The organism is Streptomyces sp. NPDC048462 (genome assembly GCF_043200175.1).
Taxonomy (GTDB): domain Bacteria; phylum Actinomycetota; class Actinomycetes; order Streptomycetales; family Streptomycetaceae; genus Streptomyces.
This window is the reverse complement of the sequence record NZ_JBICXG010000042.1, coordinates 25,037-45,694: the sequence shown is the minus strand read 5'-3', so window position 1 is coordinate 45,694 and position 20,658 is coordinate 25,037. Positions and strand designations below refer to the sequence as shown.

Genomic DNA, 20,658 nt, shown 5'->3' with positions numbered 1-20,658 from the left:
CGCGAGGCAATAGGGTGGACGCGACCTGTCACCTGCGCTGTTCACGCTCCGCCCTCAGCGGCGGCACCGTGCCGAGGAGTCAACTGCCGTGTCGGACCAGCTGCGCCCCCGCGCCTCCCTCCGTACCGCCGTGGTCTGGGAGGTCCTCAAGGACGCCCTCGACCGCCGGGTCAAGGCGACCGGCAGGGACGCCCTGGACGTACTGGACACCGGTGGCGGTACGGGCAACTTCGCCGTGCCGGTGGCCCGCCTCGGCCACCGGGTGACCGTCGTCGACCCCAGCCCCAATGCCCTCTTCGCGTTGGAGCGCCGCGCAGCCGAGGCCGGAGTGGCCGACCGGGTCCGCGGTGTCCAGGGCGACATCCTCGGCCTGTTCGACGTGGTCGAGCGCGGTGGCTACGACGCGGCGCTCTGTCACGGCGTCCTGGAGTACGTGGACGACCCCGCCCAGGGCGTGCGGAACGCGGTGGACGCGCTCCGCCCCGAAGGCGCCCTCAGCCTGCTCGCCGCCGGGCTGGGCGGGGCGGTCCTGGCCCGTGCGCTCGCCGGTCACTTCACCGAGGCCAGGCAGGCGCTCAGCGACCCGGCCGGCCGCTGGGGCGAGGGCGACCCGATGCCCAGGCGGTACACGGCCGAGCAGCTCACCGAGCTGGTGTCGGCCGCCGGTGCGGAGGTCGGCGCGGTGCACGGCGTGCGCGTCTTCGCGGACCTCGTTCCGGGCGTCCTGGTGGACACCGAACCCGGAGCGATGGAAGCCTTGCTCAAGCTGGAGACGGCGGCCGCCGAACTGCCGGCCTTCCACTCGGTGGCGACCCAGTTGCACGTTCTGGGTGCCAGGCAGTCCTGAGTCACCGGCCCCAGCGCGGCTGATCAGCAACGCAGCAGCAGACGGAGTACGGCCCAGCAGCCCCGATCAGCGCCTGAGCCCCGTATGATCGGGGGACACCATCCGGCATGACGGATCGGAGGTTGGGGAATCAACGCCTCAGCAGCTGAGCCGTCGTGGCGGCCCGGACTGGTTGATTGGCAATGAGGGCGGGTTTCACGGGGACGATTCCCTGCCTATCCTGGAAGGGCCGCATACCGGCCGCCCCCCGCGGCCGACGACGAGGAGGACTCCGTGCCGCTCTCGGAGCACGAGCAGCGAATGCTCGAGCAAATGGAGCGAGCGCTGTACGCCGAAGATCCCAAGTTCGCGACAGCGCTCGAGGGAAGCGGGCTGCGTACGTACACCCGGCGACGGGTCTACCAGGCAGTTGCTGGCTTCCTGGTGGGTATCGCGCTCCTCATGGCCGGAATGGTCGCCCAGCAGATCTGGATCAGCGTGGTGGGGTTCCTCGTCATGCTGGGCTGCGCGGTGCTCGCGGTCACGGGTTGGCGCAAAGCACCCAAGCCCGGTGAGCAACAGGCAGCCGGGACCGGGACCGGAGGCGGGGGCGAGCGTCGACAGCCCAAGCAGCGCCGGACCGTGATGAACAGGATCGAGCAGCGGTGGCAGCGCCGCCGCGATGAGCAGGGCCAGTAAGCGCTTCAAACACTTATGGGTGAGGGGCGGCCGCATTTCTGCGGCCGCCCCTCACACGTGTCTCCGCCCCCCGGCGAACGCCGGCGCCCCTGACGCGTGCTCGGAGCCGAAGCCGGGCGCCGGGACCGGCCGGTCCCACGGGACATCCTCAATCGCGGGCTTGAAGCGCCGCCGGGAGAGCTGAGCCCCGCCCGGACGCCGGGCGGGGCTCAGCTCTCCCGGCCCGGTCAGCCCTCCTGGCCGGACGGGCGCCGCAGCCACGCCGGGCGTCGGGGCAGGTGCCACCGGGAGGTCAGGGCCGTGCGGCGGTCCGAGGCCGCCCACACCACCCGTACGGCCGATCGCGGTGCCACGACCGCGCGGAGCCGGACGAACCCGCCGGCCGAGGCCCGCAGCGCGGCCCGCACCGCCCGCACGTCCTGCGAGAGCCCTGCCTCGGGCCTCGGCTCCGGAGCGTAGAGAACCTGCTCCACCGCGCTCGCCACCCGGTGCACCGCCTCGGCCCCGTCGGTGCCGAGCCGTCCCAGCCGCACGAGGCGTTCCGCCGCCCTGCGCGGGGTCAGGGACTCGTCCGGGGTGATGCCGTGGTCCCACGCCGTATCGATGATCTCCCGCCAGGCCGCCAGCGTTCTGGCGGTCGCGTCGCCGGGCGTACGCCCGGCGGAGAAGCTCAGCCGGCGGGCCCGTGCCCGGATCCGCCAGAGCATCGGCAGCGTCGGCAACAGCAGTACGAGCAGCACCAGCAGGGTGACGCCGAGCACCGTGCCCGTCGGCGTACCCGAATCCGTCGGGCCCACCGCTCCCGGCGCCACCGTGCTGCCGCACTCGCCCTGCTTGCGCGACTGCGCCGGGCAGCTCTCCGAGGCGGACGGAGCGACCGGCGTGGCGGCCGAAGCACCCGTCTCCGGGTGGTCCGGTCCGGCCGGATCGCCGGAGGGAGTGTCCGGCAGGGTGTACGAGGGGGCGGTGCCGCGCGAGGGGGTCGGCTCGAAGCGGGTCCAGCCGACGCCCTCGAAATACAGCTCCGGCCAGGCGTGCGCGTCGCGCAGCCCGACCGACATCGAACCGTCCGGCTGCCCGGTGCCCGGAGTGAAGCCGATCGCCACCCTGGCCGGGATGCCGAGCGTCCGGGCCATCGCGGCCATCGTGAAGGAGAAGTGGACGCAGAAGCCCTCCTTTTCCTTCAGGAAGCGGCCGATCGCCGCGCTGCCGGTGCCGGAGGTCACCGAGGTGTCATAGGTGAACCCGCCGTCCGAGGCGAAGTAGTCCTGCAGCTTCACCGCCTGCTCGTAGGCGTTGCCGGCGCCCCGGGTCACCTTTTCGGCCGTCTCCTTGACCACCTGCGGCAGCGAGCGGGGCACCTGGGTGTACTCGCGCTGGAGGGCGGCCGGGGCCGGTCCGGCGTTGGCGAGCTGGTCCGATGTCGGCTGCACGACCAGGCTGGAGACCTGGTACTGCGCCCCCTTGGTCGTCTCCCCGCCGTCCCCGACGAGGGTGCGGCCCTCGGACTCGTACCGCCAGCGCCCGCCGACCCTGACCTCGGTCGCCGGATAGGGGAGGGGCAGATAGGTCTGCTGGTACGAACTGGACGCGGAGATGTTCGAGCTGATCTCCGTGACCGCGACCTCGGGGGACAGGCCCCCCGGGCTCGGCAGCCGCTTCGGCACGTCCTTCAGCCGGCGGGTGGAAGCCCGCCATTCGTTTCCGTTGAACTGGTCCAGCGCCAGGATCCGCAGATAGAAGTCCTGCGGACTGTTGGAGTTGGTGCGGTACGACATCACCTGCCGGTTGTCCGGCTGGTTGAGGTTGTTCTGCAGGGAGACGAGCGGGTTCACCGCGGAGATGGTGCCGCCACCGCCCCCCTTGCCGTTGCCGGCCCCCGAGCCTGACAGCAGACCGCTGTCGAGGGCGGGCAGCGCCGCGGGAACGACCAGCGCGATGCCCAGGGCCAGCGCGCCGATGCGGCGTCCCGTGCGCACCGGGGCGAGCGCTCCGCCGCCCGAGAGGCCGCCACCGACCGGACCGCCCCTGGGGCCGGCCGCCCCGGCGAAGACGCGTCCCCACTGCGAGAGCCGGTCGCGGCCCTCGGCCAGCAGCAGGAGCAGGTAGCCGCAGGCGGCGAGGATGAACCACAGCCAGTCCGCGCCGCCGTCGGACAGCCCGGCCGCGACGGAGTACAGGGCCAGCAGCGGCAGCCCGGCCGGCGCGGCGCTGCGGAACGTCACCGCCAGCACGTCCACCGCCAGGCCGACCAGCAGTACCCCGCCCACCAGCATCAGCCGGATGCCCGCCGTGGCCGGCGCCGGAATCGCGTACCGGCTGACGTCGTCGGCACCGGTCGAGAGCAGGTCCGAGAGCGTCAGCACCGTCTGCGGCCCCGGCAGGAACCCCGCCAGCGCCTGCTCCCGGGCGAACGCCACGGTGAGCAGCATCAGCGTGACCAGCATCTGCGAGGCGACGGTCAGCAGCCGCGGCAGCGGCACCCGCCGGCCCAGCGCGCCCACCCCGTACTGGATGGCCAGCAGGAACGCCGCCTGCACCATCCAGCTGACCGGGTCGACCAGCGGCAGCATCGAACACGCCGCCATCAGCGTCGCCGCATAGGCGCACAGCGCCAGCCGACCACGACCGCTCATGCCCGTCCCCCCATGACCAACCTCCGGAGATTCATGACCAACCACCGGAGAAACCTGTCGTGCCGCCCGTCGTGCCGCCCACGGCCGCGGACTGGCTCAGCGAACCGAGATGGCTCGCCTGCTGCCACAGCCCGGCGAGGTCGGTGCCGGGCTTGACCGCGACCGCCGTCCACCCGGAGTCACGCAGCAGCCGCAGCCGCTGCTCGGACGCCGCCTCGGTGGACGGCGACTCACCGTGCACCCAGGCGTCGCTGTCCAGCACGAACGCGACGGCACCACCGCTGCGCTGCCGCATCCGGGCGGCCACCGCCGCCTGTTCCTCGTCCAGATCGCCCAGGAAGGCGATCAGCAGGCCCTCGTTGCCGCCGCGCAGCACGTCGTACGCGCGGGAGAGGCCGCCCCCGTCGGAGTTGTCCACCTCGGCGAGGGTGTCCATCATCAGCCCGGCGGCGGCCGCCGGGTCCTGGCCCGAGCCGGCGAAACCGCCCGCCCCCTCGACCGGGAGCGCGCTGCCCTCGTCCGTCAGGAGCCGGACGGAGAAGCCCCGTTCCAGCATGTGCATCAGCGCGGAGGCGGCCCCGGACACCGCCCACTCGAACGCCGAGTCGGGCCCCGCCCCCTGGTAAGCGATCTGCCGGGTGTCCAGCAGCACTGTGCACCTGGCCCGCTGCGGCTGCTCCTCGCGGCGCACCATCAGCTCGCCGTAGCGCGCGGTCGAACGCCAGTGGACGCGGCGCAGATCGTCGCCGTGCCGGTAGCCGCGCGGGATCACGTCGTCCTCGCCGGCCAGCGCGAGCGACCGCTGCCGCCCCTCGCCGTACCCGGTGGACTCGCCCGCCAGCCGCACCGGCGGCAGCGGTTCGGTCCGCGGGATGACGACGAGGGAGTCGTACGCGGTGAACGAACGGGTCAGCTCGCACATCCCGAACGGATCGCTCAGCCGCAGCTGCAGCGGACCGAGCGGGTAGCGCCCGCGCAGATCGGACCGCACCCGGTAGGACACCTCGCGCCGGCCGCCCGCCTCCACCCGGTCCAGGACGAAGCGGGGCCGCGGGCCGAGCACGTAGGGCACCCGGTCCTGGAGCATCAGCAGGCCGGTGGGCAGCCGCGAGACGTTGTCCATCCGCAGGTGGACCCGCGCCTCGGTGCCCGCGGACACCCGGGACGGCGACAGCCGCCGGGTCCCCGCGACCCGGTAGCGGGTCCGGAAGAGCACCCCCACGCAGACCAGCGGCAGCACCGCGAGCAGCAGTCCGACCCGCAGCAGATCCCCCTGGCCCAGCACGTACGCGCAGACCGCGGCGGCGATACCGGCGGCGAGGAAGGACCGGCCACGCGTGGTCAGCCCGCTCAGAGCGGCCCGCAGACCCCCCTTTTCGTCGCTGTCGTCCATCGCGGCGGACCCCCCGGCACTCATTCAGAGCCGCCGTACGCCGGGCTGCTGCCGGGTGTCGTACGCGGCGCCCGGCTGATGCGGCGGCGCCGGGACGGACGCACCGCCCGCGGCGGTCGGCACCGGTGTCTGCTGGAGGATCTCCAGCACCACCTGCTCGGCGGTGCGGCGGTTCAGCTGGGCCTGAGCGGTGGGCAGCAGCCGGTGTGCGAGCACCGCGGCCGCCAGCCCCTGCACGTCGTCCGGCAGGCAGTAGTCCCGGCCGCTCAGCGCCGCGGTGGCCTTGGCCGCGCGCAGCAGGTGCAGGGTGGCGCGCGGCGAGGCGCCGAGTCTGAGATCGGGATGGCTGCGGGTGGCCCCGACGAGCTGCACCGCGTACCGGCGGACCGCGTCGGCGACGTGGACCGTCCGCACGGCCTCGATCAGTTTCGCGATGTCGTGCGCGTGCGCCACCGGCTGGAGGTCGTCCAGGGGCGAGACGCCGCCGTGCACGTCGAGCATCTGGAGCTCGGCCTCCGGGCTGGGGTAGCCGATCGACACCCTGGCCATGAACCGGTCGCGCTGGGCCTCGGGCAGCGGGTACGTGCCCTCCATCTCCACCGGGTTCTGGGTGGCCACGACCATGAAGGGGTCGGGCAGTTCGTAGGAGTGCCCGTCGATCGTGACCTGGCGCTCCTCCATCGACTCCAGCAGCGCGGACTGGGTCTTGGGCGAGGCGCGGTTGATCTCGTCGCCGATCACGATCTGGGCGAAGATCGCACCGGGTTTGAACTCGAACTCGCGGCGCTGCTGGTCGAAGATGGACACCCCGGTGATGTCGGAGGGCAGCAGGTCCGGTGTGAACTGGATGCGCCGCACCGAGCAGTCGATGGACCGCGCCAGCGCCTTGGCCAGCATGGTCTTGCCGACGCCGGGCACATCCTCGATCAGCAGATGTCCCTCCGCGAGCAGCACGGTCAGCGAAAGCCGTACGACCTCAGGCTTGCCCTCGATCACACTCTCCACCGACCTGCGCACCCGCTCCGCTGTGGTGGTCAGATCTGTGAGGCTCGCTCGATCGTCATAGGTCGTCACCCGGCCCTCCTCGGCCCTGCCCCACGCTCACCAGGAGCACGGGATTCCCCAGTCACGGTCCGGTGCTCCTGTACGGCCCGGCCCACCCCGAATACGGACACCGCGCCGGACGAGGTCCGACGGGGTGTCACACCCGCATTCTTGTTGCCGTTACCGCTTCGTGTCACTCGCGTGTGGATAACTGGGGCCGATATGTCGCATTGGGTGGGGTTTTAGATGCCCGAAAGGGTCTTTCCTGAGGTCAGGAAGCCGGAAGGATCTCGCGCAGCAGGCCGGTGGTCACGTCGAAGACGAAGCCGCGCACATCATCGTTGTGCAGCAGGAACGGCGAGGTGCGCACCCGCTGGATCGACTGCCGGACATCCTGGTCCGCGTCGGTGTACGCCTCCACGGCCCAGACGGGGCGCTGGCCGACCTCCACCTCCAGTTCCTGACGGAACTCCTCGGTGATCGACTCCATGCCGCAGTTGGTGTGGTGGATCAGTATCACGCTGCGGGTGCCGAGGGCCCGCTGGCTGATGGTCAGCGAGCGGATCACGTCGTCGGTGACCACGCCGCCCGCGTTGCGGATGGTGTGACAGTCGCCGAGCGCCAGCCCGAGCGCCTTGTGCAGGTCGAGCCGGGCGTCCATGCAGGCGACCACGGCGACGCGCAGCACCGGCTTCGCGTCCATGCCGGGATCACTGAACTCGGCGGCGTACTCGGTGTTCGCCCCGACGAGGCGGTCGGTGACCGTGCCGTCGGGGCGGGCCCGGTCTGCGGCGGACGTGGACGGCTCGGCGGGGGACTGCGCGGAAGTCGACATGAACAAGACGTTAGCCCGGCTCAGCTGCTCCGGCGTGGCGTGGAAGCGGACAAAGAACGTCAACGGTGTTTGTTGTGAGGTAACCCACAAGCCTCACACCGAGTCACCCGGCCGGGTGAACAAAGGGAGGGCCGACGCGCTGCCGGGTTGATTGATCGGGAATCGATCGAATGGCAGGGTGGACCAGGACCGGCTGCAGACCGGTCTAAAGTGACGGGAAGTTACCGACACCCTGCACATTCCGAAGTTTCCCCGTGTGCGCGGCGTACGTACGGCCCGGCCCTCTCCCGCTCGCCGGTCGGCTGACGCCCCTTCCCCGGCGCCGGCGGACCTCCCCTTCGCGAGCGGGCGGGGACCAGGCCGTACGTGCCGCCACCCGGGACCTGAGCCTGAGAGGGCGCATGAGCCAGACCCGACACGTCCCGGTGATGCTCCAGCGGTGCCTGGACCTGTTGGCCCCGGCTCTTGAGTCACCGGGCCCCAGGCCGCCCGTGGTCGTCGACTGCACGCTGGGCCTCGGCGGACACAGCGAGGCGCTGCTCTCCGCCTTCCCGAGCGCCCAGCTGATCGCCCTGGACCGGGACAAGGAGGCGCTGCGCCTCTCGGGTGAGCGGCTCGCCCCCTACGGCGACCGCGCGACCCTGGTGCACGCCGTCTACGACGAACTGCCCGAGGTGCTCGACCGGCTGGGCGTCCCCGAGGTCCAGGGCATCCTGTTCGACCTCGGCGTCTCCTCCATGCAGCTGGACGAGGCCGACCGGGGATTCGCGTACGCCCAGGACGCCCCGCTCGACATGCGGATGGACCAGACGACCGGCATGGGCGCCGCCGAGGTGCTCAACACCTATCCGCCGGGCGAACTGGTGCGGATCCTGCGGGCGTACGGCGAGGAGAAGCAGGCCAAGCGGATCGTCTCGGCCGTCGTCCGCGAGCGCGAGAAGGAACCCTTCAGCAACAGCGCCCGGCTCGTCGAGCTGATCCGCGACTCGCTGCCGCAGGCCGCCAAGCGGACCGGCGGCAACCCCGCCAAGCGCACCTTCCAGGCCCTGCGCATCGAGGTCAACGGCGAGCTGACCGTGCTGGAACGGGCGATCCCGGCCGCGGTGCGCAGCCTCGCCGTCGGCGGGCGCATCGCCGTCCTCTCGTACCACTCGCTGGAGGACCGGCTGGTCAAGCAGGTGCTCGCGGCGGGCGCCGCCAACACCGCCCCGGCCGGACTGCCGGTCGTCCCCGAGCGCTACCAGCCCCGGCTGAAGCTGCTGACCCGGGGTGCCGAGCTGCCCACCGAGGAGGAGGTCGCCGACAACCGGCGGGCCGCCCCCGCCCGGCTGCGCGGCGCCCAGCGGATCCGGGCGGAGGAGCGATGAGCCCCCGGGACCCCGGCGGGCGGACACGGGCGAGGGACGGGGCGGTGCGGTGAGCAGAGCGGCCGGGCAGTTGAAAGGGCGTGCGGCACGGCTCAGCCGGCTGATGCCGGCCGGGCCGAGCAACGCCGCCCGGACCCCCTTCGTCCTGCTGGTCGTCCTGCTCCTGGGCGGCGGCCTGATCACCCTGCTCGTGCTGAACTCCGCGCTCAACGAAGGATCGTTCCGGCTGAGCGAGCTGAAGAAGCGGACCACCGACCTCACCGACGAGCAGCAGGCCCTCCAGCACGACGTCGACAGCTCCGCCGAGCCCGACGCCCTGGCCCGCCGGGCCCGGGAACTGGGCATGGTCCCCGGTGGCAGCCCGGTCTTCCTCGGCCCCGACGGCAAGGTCAGGGGCGTGCCCTCGGCCGCCACCGCCGAACCGGCCCCCGCGCCGCCGCAGAAGGCCCCCGCGCCGCCGCAGCCCCCCGCGAGCGCGCCGCCGCCCTCCGTCACGCCCGGCCCCACCCCCTCGGGCAGCACGTCCGCCGCAGCCGGCACCACAGCCGCCGGACCGAGCACCTCCGCGGCCACTCCCGACGCGGCCGGGCCGAGCGCGCCCGCGGCCCCGCGAACCCCGTCAGACCAGCCCTCCACGAGCCCCGGCAGGTGACGCAGTGCCTTCCAAGGAACCACCGCGCCGCCGGGTCCCCGGCCCGACGCGCCCCCGCTCCGCGGCGCCCCGTTCCGGCCGCCCCCGCCCCGACGCGCGACGGCGGCCCTCCTCCCCGGTCGCGCGCAGGCCGACGCAGCGCAGCCGCTCCGGCAGGCCGCTGCGGCTCGGCAGCCCGCGCCCCCGGCTGCGGCTGGTCAGCCTCGCCCTGACGCTCGTCATGATCGCGTTCGTCGTCCGGCTCCTCCAGGTCCAGGCGGTCGACGCCAACGCGTACGCGGCCAAGGCCGACAAGAACCGCTACCTCAGCTACACCGTCGCTGCCGAGCGCGGCGAGATCACCGACCGCAGCGGCATCGCGCTGGCCACCAGCGTCGACGCGTACGACATCACCGCCGACCCCAAGATGTTCACCCCGGCCGACAGCAAGGCCCCGGACGCCCCCCAGCAGGCGGCCGCCCTGCTCGCGCCCATCCTCGGCGCCGACGCGGCCGAGCTGACCAAGAAGCTCGCGAAGCCGAAGAGCCGGTACGCGGTGCTCGCCCGCCGGCAGACCCCGCAGGTCTGGAAGCAGATCAAGGACCTCAAGTCGGTCTTCGCCGAGAAGGCCGACAAGGACAAGGCGGCCGGCGGCCCCGGAGCCAATGTGCTCGCCGGTGTCTTCCAGGAGGCGACCACCAAGAGGGTCTACCCCAACGGCGGTCTCGCCGCCGGGATACTGGGTTACGTCAACGCCGAGGGCAAGGGCGCCGGCGGCCTGGAATCGCAGCTGGACAAGGAGCTGGCGGGCGAGGACGGCGCGATCAAGTACGCCCAGTCCGGCGGCCGCCGGGTGCCCACCGCCGGCACCAAGGAGGTCCCGGCCGTCGCGGGCTCCGACATCGAGCTGACCATCGACCGCGACATCCAGTGGGCGGCCCAGAAGGCCATCTCCGAACAGGTGAAGAAGTCCAAGGCCGACCGGGGCTACGTCGTCGTCCAGAACACCCGGACGGGCGAGGTCCTCGCCATGGCCAACGCCCCCGGGTTCGACCCCAACGACCTCTCGCAGGCCGACGCGGCGTCCCTGGGCAACGCCGCCCTCCAGGACGTGTACGAGCCCGGCTCCACCAGCAAGGTCATGTCCATGGCCGCGGTGCTGGAGGAAGGCGCGGCCACCCCCGGCACCCACGTCACCGTCCCCAACCGGCTGCACCGGGGCGACCGGCTCTTCAAGGACGACATCGACCATCCCACCTGGTACCTGACGCTCAACGGCGTACTGGCCAAGTCCAGCAACATCGGCACCATCCTGGCCGCCGGACAGCTCGGCAAGACCCAGGCCCAGGCCAACAAGACGCTCTACTCCTACCTGCGCAAGTTCGGCATCGGCTCACCGACCGGACTCGGCTACCCGGGTGAGACCCCCGGCATCCTGGCCAAGCCGCAGGACTGGTCGACCTCGCAGCAGTACACGATCCCGTTCGGCCAGGGGCTCTCGCTCAACGCCATGCAGGCCGCCTCGATCTACTCCACCATCGCCAACGGCGGGGTCCGGATCGCCCCGACCCTGGTGCGCGGCACCAAGGGGGCCGACGGCCGCTTCACCACCGCTGACGCCCCCGAGCAGTCCCGGGTGGTCAGCGAGAAGACGGCGAAGACACTCGCGAAGATGCTGGAGTCGGTGGTCGGCGACCAGGAGGGCACCGGCACCAAGGCGAAGATCCCCGGCTACCGGGTCGCGGGCAAGACCGGTACGGCCAACCGGGTCGATCCGGTACGCGGCGGCTACCACGGCTACACCGCCTCCTTCGCCGGCTTCGCCCCCGCCGACGACCCCCAGATCACCGTCTACTGTGCGATCCAGAACCCCACCAAGGGCGGCTACTTCGGCGGCCAGATCTGCGGCCCCATCTACAAGCAGGTCATGGAATTCGCCCTCAAGACCCTTCAGACCGCGCCGTCCGGCAGCGAGCCGGCCAGGCTGCCGGTGTCCTTCAAACCCGGCGAGTGAACTCGGGGAGACCATCCAGTGACAACCATCACCCCTGATCCCGGGAACCGGAACGGGAACCACCGCGACCCCGGCCCCTCACTTCGCGAGAGGCCGGGTGCTCCCGGTACGCTCACCGCCGTGCCCCACGCTGAACAGTCCCGAACCACCCATAAGGACGCCCCTGTGAACTACCCGGGAGCGCCCCGCCCGGATCGGCTGCGGCCGACCACCCTGGTTACGCTGGCAGCCCGGCTGGGAGTCGAACCGCCCGGCACCGGCGAAGTCACCGGCATCACCCACGATTCCAGGGCCGTACGCCCCGGAGACGTGTACGCGGCTCTGCCGGGTGCCCGCCTGCACGGCGCCGACTTCACCGCCCAGGCGGCCGGCCTCGGCGCCGCCGCCATCCTCACCGACCCGGCGGGCGCCGAACGCGCCGCCGCCACCGGCCTCCCGGTGCTGGTCACCGAGGACCCGCGCGGCCGGATGGGCGAACTCGCCGCCGAGATCTACGGACAACCCGGCACCGACCTGCTCCAGATCGGCATCACCGGAACCTCCGGCAAGACCACCACCGCCTACCTCATCGAGGGCGGTTTCCGCGGCGCAGGGCGCAGCACCGGTCTGATCGGCACCGTGGAGATGCGCATCGGCGACGAGCGCATCAAGTCCGAACGGACCACCCCCGAGGCCACCGACCTCCAGGCCCTGTTCGCCGTGATGCGTGAGCGCGGCGTGGACGCGGTGACCATGGAGGTCTCCAGCCACGCCCTGGTGCTCGGCCGGGTGGACGGCTGCACGTTCGACGTGGCCGTCTTCAACAACCTCAGCCCGGAGCACATGGAGTTCCACTCCGGCATGGAGGACTACTTCCAGGCCAAGGCGCGGCTGTTCACCCCGCAGCGCAGCAGGCAGGGCGTCGTCAACTTCGACGACGAGTACGGCCGCAGGCTGATCACCGAGGCCTCCGTGCCGGTCACCACCTTCTCCGCCGAGGGCCACCCGGACGCCGACTGGCGGGCCGAGGACGTCGAGGTCGGCCAGCTCGGCTCCACCTTCACCGTCATCGGCCCCAAGGACGAGCGGGCCACCGCGAAGGCCCCGCTGCCGGGACCGTTCAACGTCGCCAACACCCTGGCCGCGATCGTCACCCTCGCCGTCGCGGGCATCGACCCGCAGATCGCGGCCGACGGCGTCGCCGCGGTGCCCGGGGTGCCCGGCCGGCTGGAGCGGATCGACGCGGGGCAGCCGTACCTCGCACTCGTCGACTACGCGCACAAGACCGACGCCGTCGAATCGGTGCTCCGCTCCCTCCAGAAGGTCACCGAGGGCAAGCTGCACATCGTCCTCGGCTGCGGCGGCGACCGCGACACCACCAAGCGCGGCCCGATGGGAGCGGCCGCCGCCCGGCTCTCCGACACCGCTGTGCTGACCTCGGACAACCCCCGCTCCGAGGACCCGCTCGGCATCCTCGCCGCCATGCTCGCGGGAGCCGCGGAAGTGCCCGTCCACGAACGTGGCGACGTCCTGGTCGACGCGGACCGGGCCGCCGCCATCGCGGCCGCGGTCGGCCGGGCCGGCCCCGGCGACACCGTGATCGTCGCGGGCAAGGGCCACGAGCAGGGCCAGGACATCCACGGCGTCGTGCGCCCCTTCGACGACCGGGTGGTCCTGCGCGAGGCCATCGAGCGGTCCCTGGGACACGAGAGCGCCGCACACCGCGCCCCCACCCACGAGAACAACAGTCAGGGATGACCAAGTGATCGCCCTTTCCCTCGCCGAGATCGCCGAAATCGTCGGCGGGCAGTCGTACGACATACCGGATCCGGCAGCAACCGTCAGCGGGCCAGTCGTCATCGACTCCCGGGCGGTGAAGCAAGGCAGCCTCTTCGTCGCCTTCGCCGGCGAACGCGTCGACGGCCACGACTACGCGCGGCGCGCCGTCGAGGCGGGCGCGGCAGTCGTGCTGGCCGCCCGCCCCGTCGGCGTTCCCGCGATCGTCGTGGACGACGTGGTGGCGGCGCTCGGCGCGCTCTCCCGCGCCGTCGTCGGACGCCTGGGCACCACCGTGGTCGCCCTCACCGGCTCCGCCGGCAAGACCTCCACCAAGGACCTGATCGCCCAGCTCCTGGAGCGCAAGGGCCCCACCGTCTATCCGGAGGGCAACCTCAACAACGAGATCGGGCTGCCGCTCACCGCGCTGCGCGCCACCGAGGAGACCCAGCACCTGGTCCTCGAAATGGGCGCACGCTACATCGGGGACATCTGTTACCTCACCGGACTCGTCCCGCCCCGGATCGGCCTCGTACTGAACGTCGGCACCGCCCATATCGGCGAGTTCGGCGGCCGCGAGCAGATCGCCCAGGCCAAGGGCGAGATGGTCGAGTCCCTCCCCGCGGACGGTCTCGCCGTACTCAACGCCGACGACCCGCTCGTCCGCGCCATGACCTCCCGCACCAAGGCCCGGGTACTGCTCTTCGGCGAAGCCGCGGAAGCGGACGTACGGGGAGAGAACGTGCGGCTCACCGACGACGGCCGCCCCGCGTTCCGCCTCCACACACCCACCGGGTGCAGCGATGTGACCATGCGCCTGTACGGTGAGCACCACGTGTCGAACGCGCTCGCCGCGGCCGCCGTCGCCCATGAGTTGGGCCTGTCCGCAGACGAGATCGCCGATGCGCTCTCCGAGGCGGGCACCCTCTCCCGCTGGCGCATGGAGGTCACCGAGCGTCCGGACGGCGTGACGTTCGTCAATGACGCCTACAACGCCAACCCCGAATCCATGAGAGCCGCGCTGCGCGCGCTGGCCGCCATGGGGAAGGGGCGTCGTACGTGGGCGGTGCTCGGCCAGATGGCCGAGCTCGGCGACGCCTCGCTCACCGAGCACGACGCGGTCGGACGGCTTGCCGTCCGGCTCAACGTCAGCAAGCTCGTCGCGGTCGGGGGCAGAGAAGCCTCCTGGCTGCAACTGGGCGCATACAACGAGGGTTCGTGGGGTGAGGAGTCGGTGCATGTGTCCGACACACAGGCTGCCGTCGACCTGTTGCGCAGTGAACTGCGCCCGGGAGACGTCGTGCTGGTGAAGGCTTCCCGGTCGGTCGGCCTGGAGCAGGTCGTCACGGCACTGCTGGACAGCGCGACCGAGGGTGAGGTCGCCGGCCGATGAGGCAGATCCTCTTCGCGGGGGCCATCGGGCTCTTCCTGACCCTGGTCGGTACCCCGCTGCTGATCAAGCTGCTGGCCCGCAAGGGATACGGGCAGTTCATCCGGGACGACGGCCCGCGCAGCCACGGATCGAAGAAGGGCACGCCCACCATGGGCGGCATCGCCTTCATCCTGGCGACGATCATCGCGTACGTCGTCGCGAAGCTGATCACCGGCGAGGACATGCGCTTCTCCGGCGTGCTGGTCCTCTTCCTGATGGCCGGCATGGGGCTCGTCGGCTTCCTCGACGACTACATCAAGATCGTCAAGCAGCGCTCGCTGGGCCTGCGTGCCAGGGCGAAGATGATCGGCCAGCTGACCGTCGGCATCGCCTTCGCGGTGCTCTCGCTCCAGTTCGCCGACGCCCGCGGCAACACCCCCGCCTCCACCAAGCTCTCGTTCGTCGAGGACTTCGGCTGGTCGATCGGCCCGGTGCTGTTCGTGGTCTGGGCGCTCTTCATGATTCTCGCCATGTCCAACGGCGTGAACCTGACGGACGGTCTGGACGGCCTCGCCACCGGCGCGTCGGTGATGGTCTTCGGCGCGTACACCTTCATCGGGCTCTGGCAGTTCCAGGAGTCCTGCGCCAACGCGGCCACCCTCACCAACCCGAGCGCCTGTTTCGAGGTACGAGATCCACTCGACCTCGCGGTCGTGGCCTCCGCCCTGATGGGCTCCTGCTTCGGGTTCCTGTGGTGGAACACCTCGCCCGCCAAGATCTTCATGGGTGACACCGGTTCGCTCGCCCTCGGCGGCGCGCTCGCCGGTCTGGCGATCTGCTCCCGCACCGAGTTCCTGATGGCGGTGCTCGGCGGCCTCTTCGTGATGATCACGATGTCCGTCGTCATCCAGGTCGGCTCGTTCAAGATGACCCGCAAGCGGGTCTTCCGGATGGCACCGCTCCAGCACCACTTCGAACTCAAGGGGTGGTCCGAAGTCCTTGTCGTGGTCCGCTTCTGGATCATCCAGGGCATGTGCGTGATCGTCGGTCTCGGCCTCTTCTACGCAGGATGGGCAGCCAAGAAGTGAGCAACACGGACTGGCGGGGCAAGCACGTCACGGTCGCCGGACTCGGGGTCTCCGGGATCCCGGCGGCCCGGGTGCTGCGCGGTCTCGGCGCCGTCGTCACCGTCGTCAACGACGGGGACGACGAGCGCTCCCGCACCCAGGCCGCGGAGCTGGAGGCGCAGGGCATCACCGTGCGCCTCGGCGACGGGGCCACCCTGCCCGAGTCCACCGAGCTCATCGTCACCACCCCGGGCTGGCAGCCCGACAAGCCGCTGTTCGCCGCGGCCGCCGAGGCGGGCGTCCCGGTCTGGGGCGACGTCGAACTCGCCTGGCGGCTGCGCGGCCTGGACGGCAGGGAGCCGGCACCCTGGCTCGCGGTCACCGGCACCAACGGCAAGACCACGACCGTCCGGATGCTCGCCTCGATCCTGGAGGCGGGCGGGCTGCGCACCGCCGCCGTCGGCAACATCGGCGTCTCGCTCCTTGACGCGGTCCTCGGCGACCAGGAGTACGACGTCCTGGCCGTCGAGCTCTCCAGCTACCAGCTGCACTGGTCGCCCTCGCTGCGCGCCCACTCCGCCGCCGTGCTCAACCTGGCCCCCGACCACCTCGACTGGCACGGCTCCATGGAGGCGTACGTCGCGGACAAGGGCCGGATCTACGAGGGCAACGGCGTCGCCTGCGTCTACAACGTGGCGGACCCCGCCACCGAGGACCTGGTGCGCGAGGCCGACGTCGAGGAGGGCTGCCGGGCGATCGGCTTCACCCTCGGGACCCCCGGGCCCTCCCAGCTCGGGATCGTCGACGGCATCCTCGTCGACCGCGCCTTCGTGACGAACCGGCAGAAGCAGGCGCAGGAGCTGGCCGAGGTCGGGGACGTGAACCCGCCCGTCCCGCACAACATCGCCAACGCGCTGGCGGCCGCCGCGCTCGCCCGCGCCTTCGGCGTCGCCCCGGCCGCAGTGCGCGACGGGCTGCGCAACTTCCGCCCCGACCCGCACCGCATCGAGCATGTCGCGGACATCGCAGGGGTCACGTACATCGACGACTCCAAGGCCACCAACACCCACGCCGCCGAGGCCTCCCTGGCCTCCTACGACCCCATCGTCTGGATCGCCGGCGGGCTGGCCAAGGGAGCCACCTTCGACGAGCTGGTGACCGGGTGCGCGAAGCGCCTGCGGGGCGTCGTACTGATGGGCGCCGACCGCGCCCTGATCCGCGAAGCCCTCGCGCGACACGCGCCCGAGGTCCCGGTGACCGACCTCGACCGGACCGACACTGGGGCGATGTCCGAGGCGGTCCGCGAGGCGGCACGGCTCGCCCGGCCGGGAGACACCGTACTGATGGCCCCGGCCTGCGCCTCGATGGACATGTTCACCAACTACAACAAGCGGGGCGAGGCCTTCGCGGACGCCGTCCGCGCACTCGCCGCCGAGAGCGCCTGACGGGCCCGGCCTCCGCGCCGTAACGTCCCGGAACAACCGGGTCGTACGGCAGTGCCGCGGGCGCGGGCCCTCGGCACCGAAGCCCCGGGCACGAGCAGTGGAGGGGACAGGACCATGCCGGCCGAAGAGAGCCCTGCCGCACGCGGCAGGGACCGCTCACGGGCGACCGCGGCGACCAGCCGGGCGCTCCGTCCACCCCTCCCGGCGACCGCGGGCGCCCCGCTGCCGGACGGGCTCGCGCTACGCGTCCGGTCGGCTCCCGGCTCCCGGCGGCCCCCCGCCGCCCGCTCCGGGAGCACGGGCGGCCCCCGCACCCCGCGCGGCGGCGGTGTGCGCCGGCTCTACGAGCAGGCACGCCGGGCCTGGGACCGGCCTCTGACGGCGTACTACCTGATCCTGGGTGCCGGGCTGCTCATCACCGTGCTCGGGCTCGTCATGGTCTACTCCGCCTCGATGATCAAGGCGCTGGAGCTCGACAAGCCGGGCACCTACTTCTTCCGCAAGCAGTTCCTGGCCGCCGTCATCGGGGCCGGACTGATGGCGATCGCGGCCCGGATGCCGGTGAAGCTGCACCGCGCCCTGTGTTACCCGCTGCTGATGGGCGCCGTCTTCCTGATGGTGCTGGTCCAGGTGCCGGGGATAGGGATGTCGGTCAACGGCAACCGCAACTGGCTCTACCTGGGCGGCCCCTTCCAGCTCCAGCCGAGCGAGTTCGGCAAGCTCGCCCTCGTCCTGTGGGGGGCCGACCTGCTCGCCCGCAAACAGGACAAGCGGCTGCTGAACCAGTGGAAGCACATGCTGGTGCCGCTGGTGCCGGTCGCCTTCATGCTGCTCGGGCTGATCATGCTCGGCGGTGACATGGGCACTGCGATCATTCTCACGGCGATCCTGTTCGGGCTGCTCTGGCTGGCCGGAGCCCCCACCCGGCTGTTCGCCGGGGTGCTCGCCACCGCCGGGCTGATCGGTTTCGTGCTGATCAAGACCAGTCCGAACCGGATGGCCAGGCTCGACTGCATGGGCGCGAGCGAACCGGGGCCCGGCGGCTCGTGCTGGCAGGCCGTGCACGGTATCTACGCTCTGGCGTCCGGCGGCTGGTTCGGATCCGGGCTCGGTGCGAGTGTGGAAAAATGGGGGCAACTCCCCGAACCGCACACCGACTTCATCTTCGCCATCACGGGGGAGGAACTGGGGTTGGCGGGGACGCTGTCGGTACTCGCCCTCTTCGCGGCTCTAGGCTATGCGGGTATCCGCGTGGCCGGACGCACGGAGGACCCCTTCGTGAGGTATGCCGCGGGAGGTGTGACCACCTGGATCACGGCTCAGGCTGTGATCAACATCGGTGCGGTGCTCGGTCTGCTTCCGATCGCCGGGGTCCCGCTCCCGCTGTTCTCCTACGGAGGGTCGGCCCTGCTGCCGACCATGTTCGCTGTCGGGCTGCTGATCGCGTTCGCGCGGGAGGATCCCGCCGCGAAGGCCGCCCTGGCCATGCGGAGGCCCGGGGTGAGATGGAAGACGATGAGACGGCGCATCAAGAAGCGTTCGTCCGGAGAGCGGTGAATTTCGGTGCATGTCGTACTCGCCGGTGGGGGGACCGCCGGCCACATCGAGCCCGCGCTCGCCCTCGCGGACGCCCTGCGCAGGCAGGACCCGAGCGTGGGAATCACCGCTCTCGGCACGGAGCGCGGACTCGAGACGAGACTCGTACCCGAGCGGGGGTACGAACTCGCCCTGATCCCGGCCGTCCCGCTGCCGCGCAAGCCCACCCCCGAACTCATCACCGTCCCGGGCAGGCTGCGCGGCACCATCAAGGCGGCCGAGCAGATCCTGGAGCGCACCAAGGCGGACTGCGTGATCGGGTTCGGCGGCTACGTCGCGCTGCCCGGCTACCTCGCCGCCAAGCGCGCCGGAGTGCCGATCGTGGTGCACGAGGCCAACGCCCGGCCGGGCCTGGCCAACAAGATCGGCTCGCGGTACGCGCACGGCGTCGCCGTCTCGACCCCCGACAGCAAGCTCCGCGGCGCCCGCTACATCGGCATCCCGCTGCGCCGCACCATCGCGACCCTGGACCGGGCCCGGGTCCGTCCCGAGGCGCGGGCCGCCTTCGGGCTCGACCCCAACCTGCCGACGCTGCTGGTCTCCGGCGGCTCGCAGGGCGCCCGCCACCTCAACGAGGTGGTCCAGCGGGTCGCCCCGCTGCTGCAGCGCTCCGGAATCCAGATCCTGCACGTGGTCGGGCCGAAGAACGAAATGCCGCGCGTGGACAACATGCCCGGTATGCCGCCCTATATCCCGGTACCGTATGTGGACCGGATGGACCTCGCGTACGCCGCGGCCGACATGATGCTCTGCCGCGCGGGCGCGATGACCGTGGCGGAGCTCTCCGCCGTCGGGCTGCCCGCCGCCTACGTCCCGTTGCCGATCGGCAACGGCGAACAGCGGCTCAACGCCCAGCCGCTGATCAACGCCGGCGGCGGTCTGCTGGTGGACGACGCGGCGCTCACCCCCGAGTGGGTGCAGGGCAACGTCCTTCCGGTGCTGGCGGATCCGCACCGACTGTATGAAATGTCCCGCGCTGCCGCCGAGTTCGGCCGCCGGGACGCCGACGACCTGCTGGTCGGCATGGTGTACGAGGCGATTGCCGCACGCCGAGGCGCGTGAGGCGGACGGGTCCGGGGGCGGCGCCCCCGGACCCGGCATAAGGAGCGAGCGTGGCCGGACCGACGACCGCCCAGCGCGGTGCAGGGCAGCAGGAGGACACCCCGGACCGGCCGCCGCGCCCGGGTGCCGAAGGGCGCCGGATGTCCCGGCGGACCAGGCTGATCGTGATCGCGGCGGCCGTGCTGCTGCTCGGCTCGGGCGCCGTCTGGGCGCTCTACGGCTCGTCCTGGCTCCGGACCGAACAGGTCCGGATCACCGGAGTCGACGTACTGTCACCGGCCGAGGTGGAGGCCGCCGCCGCGGTGCCGATGGGGGCTCCCCTCGTCTCCGTGGACACGGACGCCATCGCGGACGGATTGCGCCAGAAGTTGCCTCGTATCGACTCGGTGGATGTCGTACGGTCATGGCCGCACGGCATCGGACTTAAGGTGACCGAACGAAAGCCGGTCCTGTTGGTGAAAAAGGGCGCAAAGTTCATCGAAGTGGACGCCAAAGGCGTGCGCTTCGCCACGGTGGACAAAGCGCCCGGGCGCGTACCCCTGCTGGAACTGACCGCTGGTCAGTCGGCGAGCCTGCGCCGCTTCGGCAGTGACCGGCTGGTGCGGGAGGCGGTCCGGGTCGCGGGCGACCTCCCGGCCGGTGTTGCCGGGGACACCGAGGTCGTGCGGGTCACCTCGTACGATTCGGTCTCCCTCCGGCTCACCGGGGACCGTGAGGTGATCTGGGGGAGCGGTGAAGAAGGTGCTGTGAAGGCGAAAGTCCTCACCGCACTCATGAAAGCCGCTCCCAAAGCAGGACACTTCGACGTGAGTGCACCCACCGCTCCTGCGGTGTCGGGCAGTTGACGCACATTCGGCCTGGCCAGCACCCTGGTTGGTCAGCGCTACGGGTGATCACATAGGGTGAAAAGAAAAAC

General features: G+C 71.6%; 16 protein-coding genes. 12 read left to right on the top strand and 4 right to left on the bottom strand.

The annotated features are described in order from the left end of the window. The first annotated feature begins 88 nt into the window (after window positions 1-88). Both ACGFU6_RS37240 and ACGFU6_RS37235 read left to right on the top strand, forming a co-directional pair. Window positions 89-847, top strand: a complete 759-nt coding sequence (locus tag ACGFU6_RS37240; RefSeq protein WP_393616990.1) for a class I SAM-dependent methyltransferase — start codon at window positions 89-91, stop codon at window positions 845-847. 273 nt (window positions 848-1,120) lie between these two features. Beyond that, window positions 1,121-1,525 (top strand): DUF3040 domain-containing protein, encoded by a 405-nt coding sequence (locus ACGFU6_RS37235; RefSeq protein ID WP_393616989.1) that lies wholly within the window; start codon window positions 1,121-1,123, stop codon window positions 1,523-1,525. A gap of 227 nt (window positions 1,526-1,752) precedes the next feature. On the opposite strand, the gene ACGFU6_RS37230 is transcribed toward ACGFU6_RS37235, so the two are convergent. From ACGFU6_RS37230 to ACGFU6_RS37215, 4 genes are all read right to left on the bottom strand, one after another. Then, entirely contained in the window at window positions 1,753-4,161 is a 2,409-nt protein-coding gene (locus tag ACGFU6_RS37230; RefSeq protein WP_393616988.1) for a DUF3488 and DUF4129 domain-containing transglutaminase family protein, read from the bottom strand. 31 nt (window positions 4,162-4,192) lie between these two features. Then, window positions 4,193-5,578 carry a DUF58 domain-containing protein gene (locus tag ACGFU6_RS37225; protein ID WP_393616987.1) on the bottom strand — a complete coding sequence of 462 codons (1,386 nt, stop codon included), beginning with the start codon at window positions 5,576-5,578 and terminating at the stop codon, window positions 4,193-4,195. Beyond that, on the bottom strand, window positions 5,579-6,628 hold the full coding sequence (locus tag ACGFU6_RS37220; RefSeq protein ID WP_393616986.1) for an AAA family ATPase: 1,050 nt from the start codon (window positions 6,626-6,628) through the stop codon (window positions 5,579-5,581). A 241-nt stretch (window positions 6,629-6,869) separates the two neighbouring features. Beyond that, complete coding sequence (locus tag ACGFU6_RS37215; protein WP_393616985.1) at window positions 6,870-7,433, bottom strand: beta-class carbonic anhydrase; 564 nt, start codon at window positions 7,431-7,433, stop codon at window positions 6,870-6,872. A 401-nt stretch (window positions 7,434-7,834) separates the two neighbouring features. Here ACGFU6_RS37215 and rsmH point away from each other — a divergent pair, with 401 nt between their 5' ends. The 10 genes from rsmH to ACGFU6_RS37165 all read left to right on the top strand — a co-directional run bounded on the left by rsmH (window position 7,835) and on the right by ACGFU6_RS37165 (window position 20,587). After that, a complete protein-coding gene (gene rsmH / locus ACGFU6_RS37210) occupies window positions 7,835-8,800 on the top strand; it encodes a 16S rRNA (cytosine(1402)-N(4))-methyltransferase RsmH (protein ID WP_393616984.1) in 966 nt (321 codons plus the stop codon). A 103-nt stretch (window positions 8,801-8,903) separates the two neighbouring features. After that, entirely contained in the window at window positions 8,904-9,452 is a 549-nt protein-coding gene (locus tag ACGFU6_RS37205; protein WP_393616999.1) for a cell division protein FtsL, read from the top strand. 4 nt (window positions 9,453-9,456) lie between these two features. Next, on the top strand, window positions 9,457-11,445 hold the full coding sequence (locus tag ACGFU6_RS37200) for a peptidoglycan D,D-transpeptidase FtsI family protein (protein WP_393616983.1): 1,989 nt from the start codon (window positions 9,457-9,459) through the stop codon (window positions 11,443-11,445). An 18-nt stretch (window positions 11,446-11,463) separates the two neighbouring features. Next, window positions 11,464-13,182: a UDP-N-acetylmuramoyl-L-alanyl-D-glutamate--2,6-diaminopimelate ligase gene (locus ACGFU6_RS37195; protein ID WP_393616982.1), complete on the top strand. Its 1,719-nt coding sequence runs from the start codon at window positions 11,464-11,466 to the stop codon at window positions 13,180-13,182. 4 nt (window positions 13,183-13,186) lie between these two features. Continuing rightward, the gene (gene murF, locus ACGFU6_RS37190; RefSeq protein ID WP_393616981.1) at window positions 13,187-14,593 is read left to right on the top strand and encodes a UDP-N-acetylmuramoyl-tripeptide--D-alanyl-D-alanine ligase; all 1,407 of its coding nucleotides are present in this window, start codon (window positions 13,187-13,189) and stop codon (window positions 14,591-14,593) included. Continuing rightward, the gene (gene mraY, locus ACGFU6_RS37185; protein WP_393616980.1) at window positions 14,590-15,660 is read left to right on the top strand and encodes a phospho-N-acetylmuramoyl-pentapeptide-transferase; all 1,071 of its coding nucleotides are present in this window, start codon (window positions 14,590-14,592) and stop codon (window positions 15,658-15,660) included. Before murF ends, mraY begins: the two co-directional genes overlap by 4 nt. Next, complete coding sequence (gene murD, locus ACGFU6_RS37180; protein ID WP_393616979.1) at window positions 15,657-17,084, top strand: UDP-N-acetylmuramoyl-L-alanine--D-glutamate ligase; 1,428 nt, start codon at window positions 15,657-15,659, stop codon at window positions 17,082-17,084. The genes mraY and murD overlap by 4 nt, the downstream gene beginning before the upstream one ends. 114 nt (window positions 17,085-17,198) lie before the next feature. Beyond that, window positions 17,199-18,641, top strand: a complete 1,443-nt coding sequence (gene ftsW / locus ACGFU6_RS37175) for a putative lipid II flippase FtsW (RefSeq protein WP_393616978.1) — start codon at window positions 17,199-17,201, stop codon at window positions 18,639-18,641. Window positions 18,642-18,647: 6 nt separating this feature from the next. Continuing rightward, window positions 18,648-19,742, top strand: coding sequence for an undecaprenyldiphospho-muramoylpentapeptide beta-N-acetylglucosaminyltransferase (gene murG / locus ACGFU6_RS37170; RefSeq protein WP_123526584.1), 1,095 nt, complete (start codon window positions 18,648-18,650; stop codon window positions 19,740-19,742). 50 nt (window positions 19,743-19,792) lie between these two features. Further along, complete coding sequence (locus ACGFU6_RS37165; RefSeq protein ID WP_393616977.1) at window positions 19,793-20,587, top strand: cell division protein FtsQ/DivIB; 795 nt, start codon at window positions 19,793-19,795, stop codon at window positions 20,585-20,587. Window positions 20,588-20,658: the final 71 nt, after the last annotated feature.